The organism is Sinorhizobium garamanticum (assembly GCF_029892065.1).
Taxonomy (GTDB): Bacteria; Pseudomonadota; Alphaproteobacteria; order Rhizobiales; family Rhizobiaceae; genus Sinorhizobium; species Sinorhizobium garamanticum.
Genome location: NZ_CP120373.1, coordinates 250,272 through 264,129, shown reverse-complemented (window position 1 = coordinate 264,129; position 13,858 = coordinate 250,272). Strand labels below are relative to the sequence as shown.

At 62.7% G+C, this 13,858-nt stretch carries 10 protein-coding genes; 5 read left to right on the top strand and 5 right to left on the bottom strand.

What is annotated here, in order from left to right; all coding sequences use genetic code 11:
• The first annotated feature begins 119 nt into the window (after nucleotides 1–119).
• Complete coding sequence (locus tag PZN02_RS01310) at nucleotides 120–1,250, top strand: site-specific DNA-methyltransferase (RefSeq protein WP_280659851.1); 1,131 nt, start codon at nucleotides 120–122, stop codon at nucleotides 1,248–1,250.
• Between the two features lie 315 nt (nucleotides 1,251–1,565).
• Here the strand turns inward: PZN02_RS01310 and PZN02_RS01305 are convergent, their stop codons facing one another.
• From PZN02_RS01305 to mutY, 3 genes are all read right to left on the bottom strand, one after another.
• On the bottom strand, nucleotides 1,566–2,603 hold the full coding sequence (locus tag PZN02_RS01305; RefSeq protein ID WP_280659850.1) for a calcium-binding protein: 1,038 nt from the start codon (nucleotides 2,601–2,603) through the stop codon (nucleotides 1,566–1,568).
• A gap of 135 nt (nucleotides 2,604–2,738) precedes the next feature.
• The gene (locus tag PZN02_RS01300; protein WP_280659849.1) at nucleotides 2,739–3,356 is read right to left on the bottom strand and encodes an HAD family hydrolase; all 618 of its coding nucleotides are present in this window, start codon (nucleotides 3,354–3,356) and stop codon (nucleotides 2,739–2,741) included.
• Between the two features lie 71 nt (nucleotides 3,357–3,427).
• Nucleotides 3,428–4,522, bottom strand: a complete 1,095-nt coding sequence (gene mutY / locus PZN02_RS01295; RefSeq protein ID WP_280659848.1) for an A/G-specific adenine glycosylase — start codon at nucleotides 4,520–4,522, stop codon at nucleotides 3,428–3,430.
• A gap of 90 nt (nucleotides 4,523–4,612) precedes the next feature.
• Between mutY and PZN02_RS01290 the strand changes: the two genes are divergently transcribed.
• From PZN02_RS01290 to ppdK, 4 genes are all read left to right on the top strand, one after another.
• Entirely contained in the window at nucleotides 4,613–5,125 is a 513-nt protein-coding gene (locus tag PZN02_RS01290; protein WP_280659847.1) for a DUF721 domain-containing protein, read from the top strand.
• Nucleotides 5,126–5,242: 117 nt separating this feature from the next.
• Complete coding sequence (locus PZN02_RS01285; RefSeq protein ID WP_280659846.1) at nucleotides 5,243–6,055, top strand: DsbA family protein; 813 nt, start codon at nucleotides 5,243–5,245, stop codon at nucleotides 6,053–6,055.
• Between the two features lie 114 nt (nucleotides 6,056–6,169).
• Nucleotides 6,170–9,631, top strand: coding sequence for a chromosome segregation SMC family protein (locus PZN02_RS01280; RefSeq protein WP_280659845.1), 3,462 nt, complete (start codon nucleotides 6,170–6,172; stop codon nucleotides 9,629–9,631).
• Between the two features lie 182 nt (nucleotides 9,632–9,813).
• The gene (gene ppdK, locus PZN02_RS01275; RefSeq protein WP_280659844.1) at nucleotides 9,814–12,507 is read left to right on the top strand and encodes a pyruvate, phosphate dikinase; all 2,694 of its coding nucleotides are present in this window, start codon (nucleotides 9,814–9,816) and stop codon (nucleotides 12,505–12,507) included.
• A gap of 102 nt (nucleotides 12,508–12,609) precedes the next feature.
• Here ppdK and PZN02_RS01270 read toward each other — a convergent pair whose 3' ends face one another.
• Both PZN02_RS01270 and PZN02_RS01265 read right to left on the bottom strand, forming a co-directional pair.
• Entirely contained in the window at nucleotides 12,610–12,882 is a 273-nt protein-coding gene (locus PZN02_RS01270; RefSeq protein WP_425336260.1) for a hypothetical protein, read from the bottom strand.
• Nucleotides 12,883–13,401: 519 nt separating this feature from the next.
• Complete coding sequence (locus PZN02_RS01265) at nucleotides 13,402–13,788, bottom strand: hypothetical protein (protein ID WP_280659843.1); 387 nt, start codon at nucleotides 13,786–13,788, stop codon at nucleotides 13,402–13,404.
• Nucleotides 13,789–13,858: the final 70 nt, after the last annotated feature.

Sequence of the window (13,858 nt, the reverse complement as noted above, 5' to 3'; positions counted from 1 at the left end):
CGGTCGGTCGGTACAAGCATGGACGCGAATTTTTTCCGGAACGGTTTCAGCCTTTGGTAACCATCTTCGGTAACCATAAGCGTATAGTCAGTCCGAGTAAGCGTATTTGCGAGTTGTCCATGTCTTCAGTTGTTTCGCTTGCCGAAATCTCCCGTGCCGCCCGTCCGTTGAGCTGGCTCGACAGCATCATCAAGGGAGATTGCGTGGCAGCGCTGAACGCGCTTCCCGATAATTCCGTCGATGTCGTTTTCGCCGATCCGCCCTACAATCTCCAGCTCGGCGGCATGCTGCACCGGCCCGACCAATCGCTGGTCGATGCCGTCGACGACGACTGGGACCAGTTCGCCTCCTTCGAGGCTTACGACGCCTTTACCCGGGCGTGGCTGCTTGCCTGCCGCCGCGTCCTGAAACCGACCGGCACGCTCTGGGTGATCGGTTCCTACCACAATATCTTTCGGGTCGGCGCGATCCTGCAGGACCTGCATTTCTGGATCTTGAACGACATCATCTGGCGCAAGACCAATCCGATGCCGAACTTCAAGGGCCGCCGTTTCCAGAATGCGCATGAAACGCTGATCTGGGCGACGCCGAACGCAAAGGCCAAGGGCTATACCTTCAACTACGAAGCCATGAAGGCGGCAAACGACGACGTTCAGATGCGCTCCGACTGGTTGTTTCCGATCTGCTCGGGTAATGAGCGCCTGAAGGGGGATGACGGCAAGAAGGTGCATCCGACGCAGAAGCCGGAGGCCTTGCTTGCCCGTATTCTGATGGCCTCGACCAAGCCCGGCGACGTCGTGCTCGACCCCTTCTTCGGTTCCGGCACCACGGGCGCCGTTGCCAAGCGCCTCGGCCGCCATTTCGTCGGCATCGAGCGCGAGCAGGACTATATCGATGCCGCGGCCGAACGCATTGCCGCCGTCGAGCCTCTCGGTAAGGCGACGCTTTCAGTCATGACCGGCAAGAAGGCGGAGCCGCGCGTTGCCTTCAATACGCTGATCGAAAGCGGACTGATCAAGCCCGGCACGGTTCTGACCGATGCAAAGCGACGCTACAGCGCGATCGTGCGCGCGGACGGGACGCTCGCCTCTGGTGGCGAGGCCGGTTCCATCCACCGCCTTGGTGCAAAAGTTCAGGGCCTTGATGCCTGCAACGGATGGACATTCTGGCACTTCGAAGAGGGCAACAGTCTGAGGCCCATCGACGAACTCCGATCCGTCATTCGAAATGGCCTGGCAAAACTGAACTGATCAACCAGTTCCGTTCGGGTCTTCGAAAAGCGCTCCGTCCGGTTTTTGTACCTTCAGTCCCGGAGGGAGCGCTTTAAACGCCCGGAATCCGATGAGGATTCCGGGCGTTTGTATTGAGGCGTGATGGACACCCTAACCCCGCAGGCGGGGAGAGGGGACTGAGACCTCGCCGCCGGAGCCCCCTTCGCCCCCGTTCACGGGAGAAGGTGGCCCGCAGGCCGGATGAGGGCCATCGCCATTTGCCTCGTTCCGCTTTCCAAACGGTAAAGCCCCGCTGTGATCGCAGCAGGGCTTCTCGCCAAGAGGCAACGCGCATCAGAGAAAGAAGTCGTCTACCCGCAGGCTGGAAACGCCGTTGACCTTGATCTGGAAATCGGCGTAGCCGTCGCCATTGACGTCTCCGGACACGACCCCGTAGCGGAAATTCAGCTCGCCCGCCTCGCCGGAAAAGCCGCGGCTGCCGACGAAGGTAAAGCTCTGGTTTCCGCTCCAGGTGGTGTCGGCGTCGATCGTCGAAAGGTCGATGACGTCCCACTCCGACCGGTGGAAATCGGCGATCACGTCGCGCCGGCTGCCGACGGCCGATTCGGTGATCGAGTTGAAATCGAAGCTGTCGGTGCCGGTGCCGCCGTCGAGGTAGTCGAAGCCGGTACCGCCGCGCAGGATATCGGCGCCCGAACCACCGTAGAGATCATCGTCGCCGCTGCCGCCATCGAGGAAATCGTCGCCGCCGAGGCCCTCGAGGATGTCGTGGCCGCCCAGCCCGCGCAGCACATTGGCGACCGAACTGCCGGTAATGTCGTCATTGCCGTAGTTGGTTCCCGTCGCATTTTCGATGCTGATCAGGTCTTCCCGGCGGCCGGTGCCCGTGGTCGCATATTTGTAGCCGAGGTCGATCGTCACGCCACGGCCGCGCTCCGAACCGAAGCTGTCCTGCAACTGATAGCTGATGGTGTCGATGCCGGTGCCACCGTTAAAGTAGTTCTTGAAACCGACGGACAGGAACGTGTCGTTGCCGCTGTCGCCATAATAGTCGCTGGCATAGGTTTCGATCTCGAAGCGGTCGTTGCCGCTGCCGCCGGAAACCACGTCATAGGAGCTTGCGTCACGGACACGTGCGTCGGCGATATAGAGATCGTCGCCGGCGCCCATAAAGATGTCGTTGCCGCCCTCGAAGTAATTAACGACAACATCGTTGCCGTAGCCCGCATCGACGAAGTTATATCCGCCGTAGCTGTCGGTCCTGTTCAGATAAATCTGGTCGTTTCCGTCAAGTGCATAGATCTCTACAGAGATATAGCCGTTCTGCACGATCTTGTCGTTGTAGTTCGTGCCGTAGATACGCGTGGCCATGGAACAGAACCTTTCGGGGTTGGCGTCGAATTCTGGTCCTGATCATGAAGGGCGCTAGCTGAATGACGGCTGAACCGATTGTGGCGCTTTGATGATTTTACAGCCAGTACGGGCATCGCAAAACCGCAAAGGGTCTTAGTGCTGAATGCCGTAGCAGGCGAGATCGACCTTCAGCTTCTCGGCGTCGGTGAAGTGAACCGCATGCCAACCCGCAGTGCGCGCGCCCTCCACATTGGCCATGCTGTCGTCGATGAGGAGCGTGGCGGCGGGCTCCAGGTCGAAGGCCTTCGCATGGGCCCGATAGATCGCGACTTCCGGCTTGATCAGGCCGACATCGCCGGAGACCGTCACGCCCCGCGGCAGGGTCAGGAAGGGATATAGCTTCTGCGCCTCGCGGAATGTATCCGACGCAAAATTGGTGAGCATGGTGACATCGCGCCCTTCGGCGATCAGTCCCTCCATCAGGGAGACGGTCTCGACATAGGCATGCGGCACCATCTCGTGCCAGCATTCGCGAAACGCCCGAATCTGGTCCTCGCGATCCGGGTGTACCCGAATCAAAATTTCCTCCGCCTCTTCCCACGAGCGTCCTCGATCCTGTTCGACGTTCCAGTCGTGGGTGCAGACATTGGCGAAGAACCAGTTGCGCTCGGCTTCATCCGGGATGATGCGGCAGTAGGGAAGACGCGGGTCGTAATGGATCAGCACCTTGCCGATGTCGAAGACGATGTGGCGGATGTTTGCGCTGCTCATCGGCAATCCTTGAGTGTTCCAAAGGTCCTGTGCAGGGAAACTGATGAAAACGCTTCACGCCTTGGCTTGTTCTAGCTTCGCTCGGCCTTGAAGGCGTTTGGTATAGCCTGGGCGATTGCCTTTTTCATGACGGTCGGCAGTGCCTGCGCCCCCAGCGATGCGATCGGCTCCCACCATCCGTTCGCTCCCGTCTCGAGGCGCTGAACATTGGCGCGGTAGACCGAGAGGCGCAACTCGAAATGCGTAAAAACATGCGTGATCGTTCCGCAGGGCTCCCAAGGCGCGGCGAACGGCTGGGCAGCGACGGCGGTTTCGCCGTCGCGGCGAGCAGTCCATCCCGTTCCGGGAACCTCCGTCATGCCGCCGAGAAGGCCGGTGTCGGCGCGCTTCTGTAGATAGACGGCGTTCGAGCGGTCGATCGCCACGAAGGCCGCGCCGAGGCGCAGTGGTTTTTGCTTCTTTTCCGCCTTGCGTGGAAAGGTTTCGGGGTCGGCTGTTGCAAGCGCCAGACAGCTTGCCCGGAAGGGACAGAGCGAACAGGCCGGCCGTTTAGGGGTGCAGATCGTCGCGCCGAGATCCATCATCGCCTGCGCGAAGTCGCCCGGGCGATCCTCGGGTGTCAGGGCAAGGACTCGCGCCCGCATTTCCGGCTTGGCGGCGGGCAGCGGCGTTTCGATGGAGTAGAGGCGGGAGATCACGCGCTCGACATTGCCGTCGAGAACGGCGCTTCGGCGGTTGAAAGCGATCGCCGCGACCGCCGCCGCCGTGTAGCCGCCAATGCCGGGAAGTGCTTTCAGCGCTTCCTCACTGTCCGGAAAGCGCCCGCCGTGCTCGCACGCCACCGCTTCGGCGCATTTTTTCAAGTTGCGCGCACGAGCGTAATAGCCGAGCCCGGCCCAGGCTTTCATCACGTCTTCGGTATCCGCAGCGGCAAGATCATTGATCGTCGGCCACAGCGCCAGGAATTTGTTGAAATAGGCTTTGACCGCCTGGACGGTGGTCTGCTGCAGCATGACCTCCGATAGCCAGACGTGGTAAGGATCAGCGACAACGCCCTTTCGCGCCATTGGCGGCGAAACCCGCCAAGGGAGATCGCGGTGGTGGCGATCGTACCAGTCGAGAAGAAGAAAGGTGGCGGTCGCCGCCTTTGGGGTGTCGTGCATCATTTGCCGGGGGATCCTTTTCCGGCCTATAGTTGGATGACGTCCGCCTGGGCTTCAAGGCGCAATCGGAGTTGCAAACAGAAAGTCGTGCCGGTGAACCAAGAGAAGGCCCGCAAGGGCGTGGTCCAGATCAGCGAGGTCGCAAACGGCCTGATCGATCCGGTGCTCGCCAAGCGCGCGGGCATCAACACCATGCTGCTCGGCTCCTGGGACGAGATCGCCGGCCCGGAGTTTGCCGACTGTACACGGCCGGAAAAGATCGCCTGGCCGCGCCGTTCTTCTGAAATGGGCGGCGAAGGCGGCCATCAGCCTGGCGTTCTGACCGTCGCTTGCGAGGGCGCGAGGGCGCTTTTCCTGACCCATGCCCAGGGCGAACTGATCCAGCGCATCAACGGTTTTTTCGGTTTCTACGCGATCGGTCAGATCCGCATCGTGCAGAAGCCGGTTGCGGCCCCGCCCAAACCGTTTCGTCGTTCGCGTCCGCTCGTCGGCGAGCCCGCGCGAAAGCTCGAAGCCATGGTGGAAGGCGTAGAAAGCGAGGCGCTGAAGGCGGCGCTTCGGCGTCTCGGGACTGCCGTGTTTTCGTCGCGCCCGAAGGGAACGTGATCTTCAAGCGGTCACATTTCTTTGAATTCAGTTGAGACGCCGCCCCTTGTCGCCTCCAACAAGGCAAGTTATCGAATTCGCAATTCAATTTTCCCTCACAGAACACGGGTCAAATTCATGTCCGCTTCCGAAAAGAGCCTTTCGAAACGCCTTCTGGGCGGTGCCGCTGTCGGCGCGCTCGCCCTGATGCTCGCCGCCTGCAGCGAGGAGAAGAAGGAGACGGCTTCGACAGCGCCGACTGAAACCAGTGCGACCGCGGAGGCGACGACCACTGCGTCCACACCGGCAGCACCCGCTGCCAGCGAGGCGAAGCCTGCTGAAACCGAGGTCGCCCAGGCATCCCCACCCGCTGCCGCCAAGGTTGAACTGCCGCAGCCGGAAGGCACCGTCGACGTGCAGAAGCTGCTCGAACCGGGCGCGCTGCCGGAAATGGCGTTGGGCGAAGCCAATGCGCCGGTGACGATCGTCGAATACATGTCGATGACCTGCCCGCACTGCGCGAACTTCCACAACAAGTCCTTCGACACCATCAAGGCGAAATATGTCGACAGCGGCAAGGTGCGCTTCATCATCCGCGAGTTCCCGTTCGATCCGCGCGCTGCCGCGGCCTTCATGCTGGCGCGCTGCGCGCCGGAAGGGCAGTATTTCCCGATGATCTCGATGCTGTTCAAGCAGCAGGAGCAGTGGGCCGCAGCGCAGAACGGCCGCGATGCGCTCCTGCAGATGTCCAAACTCGCCGGTTTTACACAGGAGAGCTTCGAGGCCTGCTTGACGAACCAAAAACTTCTGGATGATGTGAATGCAGTGATGCAGAGGGGCGCCAAGGATTTCGGCGTCAAGTCGACGCCGACCTTCTTCGTCAATGGTGAGCACTATTCGGGGGACATGTCGGTTGACGTTATGTCGGCCCTCATCGACAGCAAGCTCTGATCCTTCGCTTTTCCTGAAAACGGGCGACGGCGGCAGCCGTGCGCCCGTTTTTTCGTTTTATGCGCCCTTCCTTCATGGTGAACGGCTCGATGGCCGCCAACGGACGTCCCGCCCATGAAGTTCAACAAGCTTCGCCTGCTCGGCTTCAAATCCTTCGTCGAACCGACCGAATTCGTCATCGAGCGCGGCCTGACTGGTGTCGTCGGGCCAAACGGCTGCGGCAAGTCGAACCTTGTCGAAGCGCTGCGCTGGGTGATGGGCGAAAACTCCTACAAGAACATGCGCGCCTCCGGCATGGACGACGTGATCTTTTCCGGCTCGGGCAACCGGCCGGCGCGCAACACGGCTGAAGTCGGCCTCTATCTCGACAACGCCGATCGCACGGCCCCTGCCGCCTTCAACGACAGCGACGAGATCCAGGTGACCCGCCGCATCGAGCGCGAGCAGGGTTCGGTTTACCGCATCAACGGCAAGGAAGCGCGCGCCAAGGACGTGCAGTTGCTGTTTGCCGACGCATCGACCGGCGCGCGCTCCCCATCGATGGTTGGGCAGGGGCGGATCGGCGAACTGATCGCCGCCAAGCCTCAGGCCCGCCGTCAACTGCTCGAAGAGGCGGCCGGCATATCCGGCTTGCATTCCCGCCGCCATGAGGCGGAATTGCGCTTGCGGGCGGCCGAGACCAATCTTGAGCGGCTAGACGACGTGACGTCCCAGCTCGAAAGCCAGATCGAGAGCCTGAAGCGCCAGTCCCGCCAGGCCAATCGCTTCAAGATGCTGTCGGCCGATATTCGCCGGCATGAAGCGATCCTCTTCCATATCCGCTGGGTGCAGGCCAAAGAGGCTGAGGCCGAGGCGACAAGCCAGCTGAACCAGATCACCGCACTGGTCGCCGAGAAGGCGCAGACCCAGATGGAGGCAGCGAAAGCCCAGGCGATCGCCAGCCTCAAACTACCGGAGCTTCGCGAGAACGAGGCGAAGCTCGCGGCGGCGCTGCAGCGCCTGCAGATCGCCCGCTCGCAGCTGGAAGAGGATGCCGGCCGGATCCTGAGGCGCCGCGATGAATTGCAGCGCCGCCTGGCGCAACTCGCCGAGGATATTGCGCGCGAGGAGCGGCTGGTTGCAGACAATGCCGGCATTCTCGCACGCCTCGACGAGGAGGAAGCGGAACTCCAGGACGTGCTGGCGGAGGCGGATGACCGTGCCGGCGAAGCGCGTGAACGGCTCAATGCTGCCAACGAGGCACTGGCGATCAGCGAAGCCGAGCTTGCGCGGCTGACGGCCGAGCGTGCCGAGGCGCAAGCGGGTCGCAATCAGATCGAAAGAACACTTCGCGATCTCTCGGAACGGCAGGCGCGCCTCGTCCGTCAGCTTTCCGACCAGACACGCGATCTCGATGACCTCGACCGGCAGATGGCGGCACTTCCCGATCCGCATGAAAAGCAGGGACAGGTGGAGGTCGCTGAGGCTGCGCTGGAGGAAGCCGAAGCGGCTGTCGTCTCCATTGAGGAGGCGCTCGCCGACGCCCGTGCCGATGAGGCTGCTGCCCGCCCGCCGGTCGATGAGGCACGCGCAGCGTTGAATGGCATCGAAGCGGAGGCGCGCACGATCCGCCGGATGCTGGAGGCGGTCGGCGGTGGCGCCTATCCGGCGATCGTCGAGGAGATGAAGGTCGAGCGCGGGTTCGAGACGGCCCTCGGTGCGGCACTTGGCGACGACCTCGATTCCCCTTTGGATCCGGCAGCACCCGCGCATTGGCGAATGCCTGGCGACCATTCTGCCGATCCATCTTTGCCGGCGGGTGCTGTGCCGCTCGACGGCTATGTGCGCGCACCGGACGCGCTCAAACGGGCGCTTGGCCAGATCGGGATCGTCGAAAGCGAGGCGGAGGCGGAGCGCCTGCTGCCGCTGTTGAAGACCGGCCAGCGCCTGGTGACGAGGGAAGGCGCGGTTTGGCGCTGGGACGGCCATGTAACGGGATCAGAGGCGCCAAGCGCCGCAGCCTTGCGGCTCGCGCAGAAGAACCGGCTTGTCGAGCTCGAGAGTGAAACCGAGGATGCGACCGAAGCGTTGCGGCGGGCCGAAGCCGATCTCACCGCGGCCAGCGCACGCATCCGAGCCGAGGATGAACGGCTGCGGCTTGCGCGCGATTCCCAGCGCATGATCGGCCGTCAACTCGCCGAGGCGCGGGAAGCGCTGGCCACAGCCGAACGTGCCTCGGGCGATCTCGCCCGCCGCCGCGCCGTTCTTGCCGAAACGAAGCTTCAGCTGCAGGGACAGGTCGAGGAGGCGGCGGAACAGATCGAGGCGGCCAACGACGCGCTCGCCACAGCCCCCGATCTTTCCGAGCTCGAGCTCAATCTGCGTAACCAGTCGGCGGCGGTCGCCGCCGATCGCGCCGCGGTCGCGGAGGCACGTGCTGCCCATGACGGTCTCGCCCGCGAGAACGAGATGCGCCAGCGCCGGCTTTCGGCAATCACCGCGGAGCGCGAGACGTGGCGGGCGAGGGCAGCGAGCGCCGAGCAACACATCGACACACTGCGCGAGCGCGAGGCGGAGGCGCGGGACGAAGTCGAGGAATTGGTCGATGCACCCGACGAGTTCGAGGACAAGCGCCGCGCGTTGATGAACGAACTGCACAAGGCGGAGGCTTCGCGCCGCGAAGCGGCCGATGTTCTCGCCGAAGCGGAAGGCCGCCAGCGTGAGGCGGATCGAGCGGCCGCTGCTGCGCTTTCGGATCTTGCCGAGGCCCGCGAAAAGCGCGGTCGCGCGGAGGAGCGCCTGGTCTCGGCCCGCGAGCGTCGCGTCGAGATCGAGGCGCGCATTCACGAGGGCCTTGCCTGCGCGCCGCACGAGGTGATGCGCTTGACCGGGCTTGCCGCCGATCAGGCGCTACCCGGGATGCACGGCGTGGAGCGCGAACTCGAACGGCTGAAGATCGAGCGGGAACGGCTCGGCGCCGTCAATCTTCGCGCCGAGGAAGAGCAGAAGGAACTCTCCGAGCGGCTGGCGGCGATCCTCAAGGAGCGCGACGATGTCATCGAGGCAATCCGCAAGCTCCGCAGTGCCATCCAGAACCTCAATCGCGAAGGGCGCGAGCGGCTGATTGCCGCTTTCGATGTAGTCAACGGACAGTTCCAGCGGCTGTTCACACATCTCTTCGGCGGCGGCACGGCCGAACTGCAACTGATAGAGAGCGACGATCCGCTCGAGGCCGGCCTCGAGATCCTCGCCCGTCCGCCCGGCAAGAAGCCGCAGACGATGACGCTGCTTTCGGGCGGCGAGCAGGCGCTGACGGCAATGGCGCTGATCTTTGCCGTCTTCCTCACCAATCCGGCACCGATCTGCGTGCTCGATGAAGTTGATGCCCCGCTCGACGACCACAATGTCGAGCGCTATTGCAACCTGATGGACGAAATGGCGGCCTCGACCGAGACCCGCTTCATCATCATCACCCATAACCCGATCACCATGGCGCGCATGAATCGTCTCTTTGGCGTTACCATGGCCGAGCAGGGCGTCTCGCAGCTCGTTTCCGTCGACCTACAGACGGCCGAACGCTTGCGGGAAGCGGTCTGACCTGCCCGCCCTGATCACGGCAGGCGACTTCGAATAGGCCGAATTGACGCCGCCGTGTTGGCCGTCGCCGGCTTGCGTTTCAATTTTGGTGCACTGCAGCAAAAATCTTCGTCGAGTGCATTTTCACTCCGAAACATATACTGTAGACCGTCATCAAAGCTGTTTCTGGGTGGAGAGCAGGCATGACGAAATGGGTATATACCTTCGGCGGAGGCGAGGCCGAAGGGCGCGCGGGGGATCGCAACAAGCTTGGCGGCAAGGGAGCAAACCTCGCGGAGATGTGCAGTCTCGGCCTGCCGGTGCCGCCGGGACTGACAATCGTCACGGATGCCTGCAACAGCTACTTCGAAAATGATAGAGCCATGCCCGACGGCCTGCGCGAGCAGGTGCGGCACGGCATTACCCGGATGGAAGAGATTACCGGCCGCACCTTCGGTGACACGACCCGTCCGCTTCTATTGTCCGTCCGTTCCGGCGCGCGTGCGTCGATGCCCGGCATGATGGATACGGTCTTGAACCTTGGCCTCAACGACCAGTCCGTGCATGCGCTCGGGCACGATGCCGGCGATGCGCGCTTCGCATGGGACAGCTACCGGCGCTTCATCCAGATGTATGGCGACGTCGTCATGGGCGTCGACCACGAGGTCTTCGAGGAAATCCTGGAGGACGAGAAAGGGCGGCTTGGCCACGAGCAGGATACGGAACTTTCGGCGGTCGAGTGGCAGCACGTCATTTCGCGCTACAAGGAGGCGATCGAAGAGGTGCTTGGCAAGCCCTTTCCGCAGGACCCCGAGGTTCAGCTGTGGGGCGCGATCGGCGCCGTCTTTTCGAGCTGGATGAACCCGCGCGCGATAACCTACCGGCATCTTCACGGAATTCCGGCCGGCTGGGGTACTGCGGTCAATGTTCAGGCGATGGTCTTCGGCAACCTCGGAAATTCGTCGGCGACAGGCGTCGCCTTCACCCGCAATCCATCGACCGGCGAAAGCGAACTCTATGGCGAGTTTCTGGTGAATGCCCAGGGCGAGGACGTCGTCGCCGGCATTCGCACGCCGCAGAACATCACCGAGGCTGCACGCATTGCGTCGGGCTCCGACAAGCCGTCCCTGGAAAAGCTGATGCCCGAGGCCTTCGCCGAATTCGAGGCGATCTGCAGCAAGCTTGAACGGCATTACCGCGATATGCAGGACCTGGAATTCACGATCGAACGCGGCAAGCTGTGGATGCTGCAGACCCGGTCCGGCAAGCGCACCGCCAAGGCGGCCCTGAGGATTGCGGTCGATATGGCCGAACAGGGGCTCATTTCCAAGCAAGAGGCGGTGGCGCGGATCGATCCGGCGTCGCTCGACCAGCTCCTGCATCCAACGATCGACCCCCATGCGCGGCGAGACATCATCGGTTCCGGCCTGCCGGCCTCGCCGGGCGCGGCAACCGGCGAGATCGTCTTCTCCTCCGAAGAGGCCGTCCACGCCGTCAAGGAGGGGCGCAAGGTCATTCTGGTCCGCGTCGAGACAAGCCCCGAGGATATCCACGGCATGCATGCGGCGCAGGGTATTCTGACGACACGCGGAGGCATGACGAGCCATGCGGCCGTCGTTGCCCGCGGCATGGGGACGCCTTGCGTTTCCGGGGCGGGCAATATCCGCGTTGACCCGCGCAACGAGCTGTTGATTGCCGCAAGCGTCACCTTGAAGAAGGGCGACGTCATTACGATCGACGGGTCATCCGGCCAGGTGCTGAAAGGCGAAATCCCGATGCTTCAGCCTGAGCTTTCGGGCGATTTCGGCCGGATCATGGAATGGGCCGATCAGAGCCGCCGGATGACCGTTCGCACCAACGCCGAAACGCCGGCGGATGCGCGTGCTGCCCGGTCCTTCGGCGCCGAAGGCATCGGCCTCTGCCGCACCGAGCATATGTTCTTCGAGGACGACCGCATCAATGTGATGCGCGAAATGATTCTCGCTGAAGACGAGGCAGGCCGGCGTACGGCGCTTGCAAAACTTCTGCCGATGCAGCGCTCGGATTTCATCGAGCTCTTCTCGATCATGCATGGCCTGCCGGTCACGATCCGCCTTCTCGATCCGCCGCTCCACGAGTTTCTGCCGAAGACGGACGACGAGATCGCCGACGTCGCCGGAGTCCTGTCGATCGATCCTTCGGAACTGCGCCAACGGGTTGATGCTTTGCACGAGTTCAACCCGATGCTGGGGCATCGCGGATGCCGTTTGGCGATTTCCCATCCGGAAATTGCCGAAATGCAGGCTCGTGCCATTTTCGAGGCCGCGGTCGAGGCCGCGCGCAAGACCGGCGCTGCCGTGGTCCCGGAGATCATGGTGCCGCTCGTCGGGCTTCGCGCCGAGCTTGACTACGTCAAGGAGCGTATCGAGGCGGTCGCAAAGGACGTCATCGGCGAGGCGGGCGTCAACATCGACTACCTTATCGGCACGATGATAGAGCTGCCGCGCGCGGCGCTCCGGGCGGACACGATCGCCGAATCGGCTGATTTCTTCTCCTTCGGCACCAACGACTTGACGCAGACCACCTTCGGCATCTCGCGCGATGACGCCGCCCTGTTTCTCGCCACCTACCAGCAGAAGGGCATCATCGAGCAGGATCCGTTCGTCTCTCTCGATTTCGAGGGTGTCGGCGAGCTGATCCAGATTGCGGCTGAGCGCGGCCGACGGACCAAGAACGGCTTGAAGCTCGGGATATGCGGCGAGCATGGCGGCGATCCCGCGTCCATCCGCTTCTGCGAGGAGGCGGGTCTCGACTATGTCTCCTGCTCGCCCTTCCGCGTGCCGATCGCCCGGCTGGCGGCGGCGCAAGCGGCGATCAATAGCAACGGCAAAGCCCAGATCGCGGCGGCTGCGAGCTGATCGCTGCCGCCCCTGCTGGTGTCCTTAACTCGGGGCAAGGACACGCGGCGCCTTACAGCGCCGTGCGTCTTGCAGACGCGCAAGAGAACGCCTTTTCGGCCATCATTTCGGCCTGACGACAACCGGCCGCTCGACGACGATCGGGCGGCTCCAGCCCCACAGCATCAGGTCATTGCTGTAGCGCAGGCTGCGCGCCTCGGCGCGGCGGTCGAGTTCGATGCGTTGAAGGCAGGTCGCGAAGGCATCGGTACCGCGGCGAAAACCGTAGGAGGCACAGGTGTTGCTGTCGGCAGCCCGCCGTTCCTCCGGTGTCTGGCACGCGGCGAGCAGCAGCCCAGCCGTGGCGAGGGTCAGCAGTCTCAAGGGTTTCATCATTGCCTCCTACAGCGCCGCGCGTCTTATCAGACGCGCAAAGGCCGCTGTAACACTTGGAATTGCTGCATGTTTTTATCCTTAAATCGGCTACGATTTAAGGAAACATGCAGTGGATCACGATGATTTTGGGTTGAGTCGACCCAAAATCATAAACGTGATCGATTCTAATGGGTTAGAGCGGGAAAACCGCACGACACTTTTCCTCATCCCGCTCTAATCGGCACCGGTGGCACGCGACATTCCGCAGAGGATCACACGAGCACAACAGACGTTGCGTAGCGCCGATCTCGGTGAGGGCCGCCGGTGCCGGGGTGTTGGGAACAGAGGTCGGTCGAAAGGCGGGGCGTCATATCCACGGCGGGGCGAGGGAAAAGGTTCGACGCGCTTCGTTCTCTACATGGAGAGGTTACAAGCATGCACGGGTGACGCATAACGCTAGGTCCGCAAGGCGCGATTCAACTAAGCCGCGATATCATGCGCCCGCCGCTGGCGACCGGTCAACCGCCGTTTGGCCGTTGTTCAGATCCGCTCGAGCACGCCGACAAAGGCCTCGGCAAAGCTTTTCAGATCCGCGGTTCGCTCGCCTGGCTGCTCGACCCGGATCGCAGTCCCGTCTCCGCCCAGGCAGACGAACAGGATTGTCGGCGCTTTTCCGGCATCGCTGTAACGAATGGCGGCGATCGTGAGGCAATCCTCGATGAGACCGGACGCCGGCAGGGTGAAAAGCAGCTCCCCGCCGATATCGGCAGCGACAGTGCGCACAAAGGCGGCAAATTCATCCTTGCTTCCGGAAAATCCATCAAGAGAAAGTTCGAGTTCGAGCAGTGCCATCGGTATGGCAGCGTCGCCGGGTTGAGGCAGGAGGGTGGGGGCAGCCTTCGTCACGCTTGTTTCCGGTGCGACCATGATGTCCTCTCCGTTGATTGCCGCGCGTTGTTTCCACTATCGACGCCGGCAGATGCCTCCGGTTGAACTC

Bases quoted from the DNA above. Each gene is read 5' to 3' on its own strand.
- PZN02_RS01270 (WP_425336260.1), bottom strand. From the start codon at position 12,882: ATGATGAAACCCTTGAGACTGCTGACCCTCGCCACGGCTGGGCTGCTG.
- ppdK (WP_280659844.1), top strand. From the start codon at position 9,814: ATGACGAAATGGGTATATACCTTCGGCGGAGGCGAGGCCGAAGGGCGC.
- PZN02_RS01280 (WP_280659845.1), top strand. From the start codon at position 6,170: ATGAAGTTCAACAAGCTTCGCCTGCTCGGCTTCAAATCCTTCGTCGAA.
- PZN02_RS01265 (WP_280659843.1), bottom strand. From the start codon at position 13,788: ATGGTCGCACCGGAAACAAGCGTGACGAAGGCTGCCCCCACCCTCCTG.
- PZN02_RS01305 (WP_280659850.1), bottom strand. From the start codon at position 2,603: ATGGCCACGCGTATCTACGGCACGAACTACAACGACAAGATCGTGCAG.
- PZN02_RS01285 (WP_280659846.1), top strand. From the start codon at position 5,243: ATGTCCGCTTCCGAAAAGAGCCTTTCGAAACGCCTTCTGGGCGGTGCC.
- PZN02_RS01310 (WP_280659851.1), top strand. From the start codon at position 120: ATGTCTTCAGTTGTTTCGCTTGCCGAAATCTCCCGTGCCGCCCGTCCG.
- mutY (WP_280659848.1), bottom strand. From the start codon at position 4,522: ATGATGCACGACACCCCAAAGGCGGCGACCGCCACCTTTCTTCTTCTC.
- PZN02_RS01300 (WP_280659849.1), bottom strand. From the start codon at position 3,356: ATGAGCAGCGCAAACATCCGCCACATCGTCTTCGACATCGGCAAGGTG.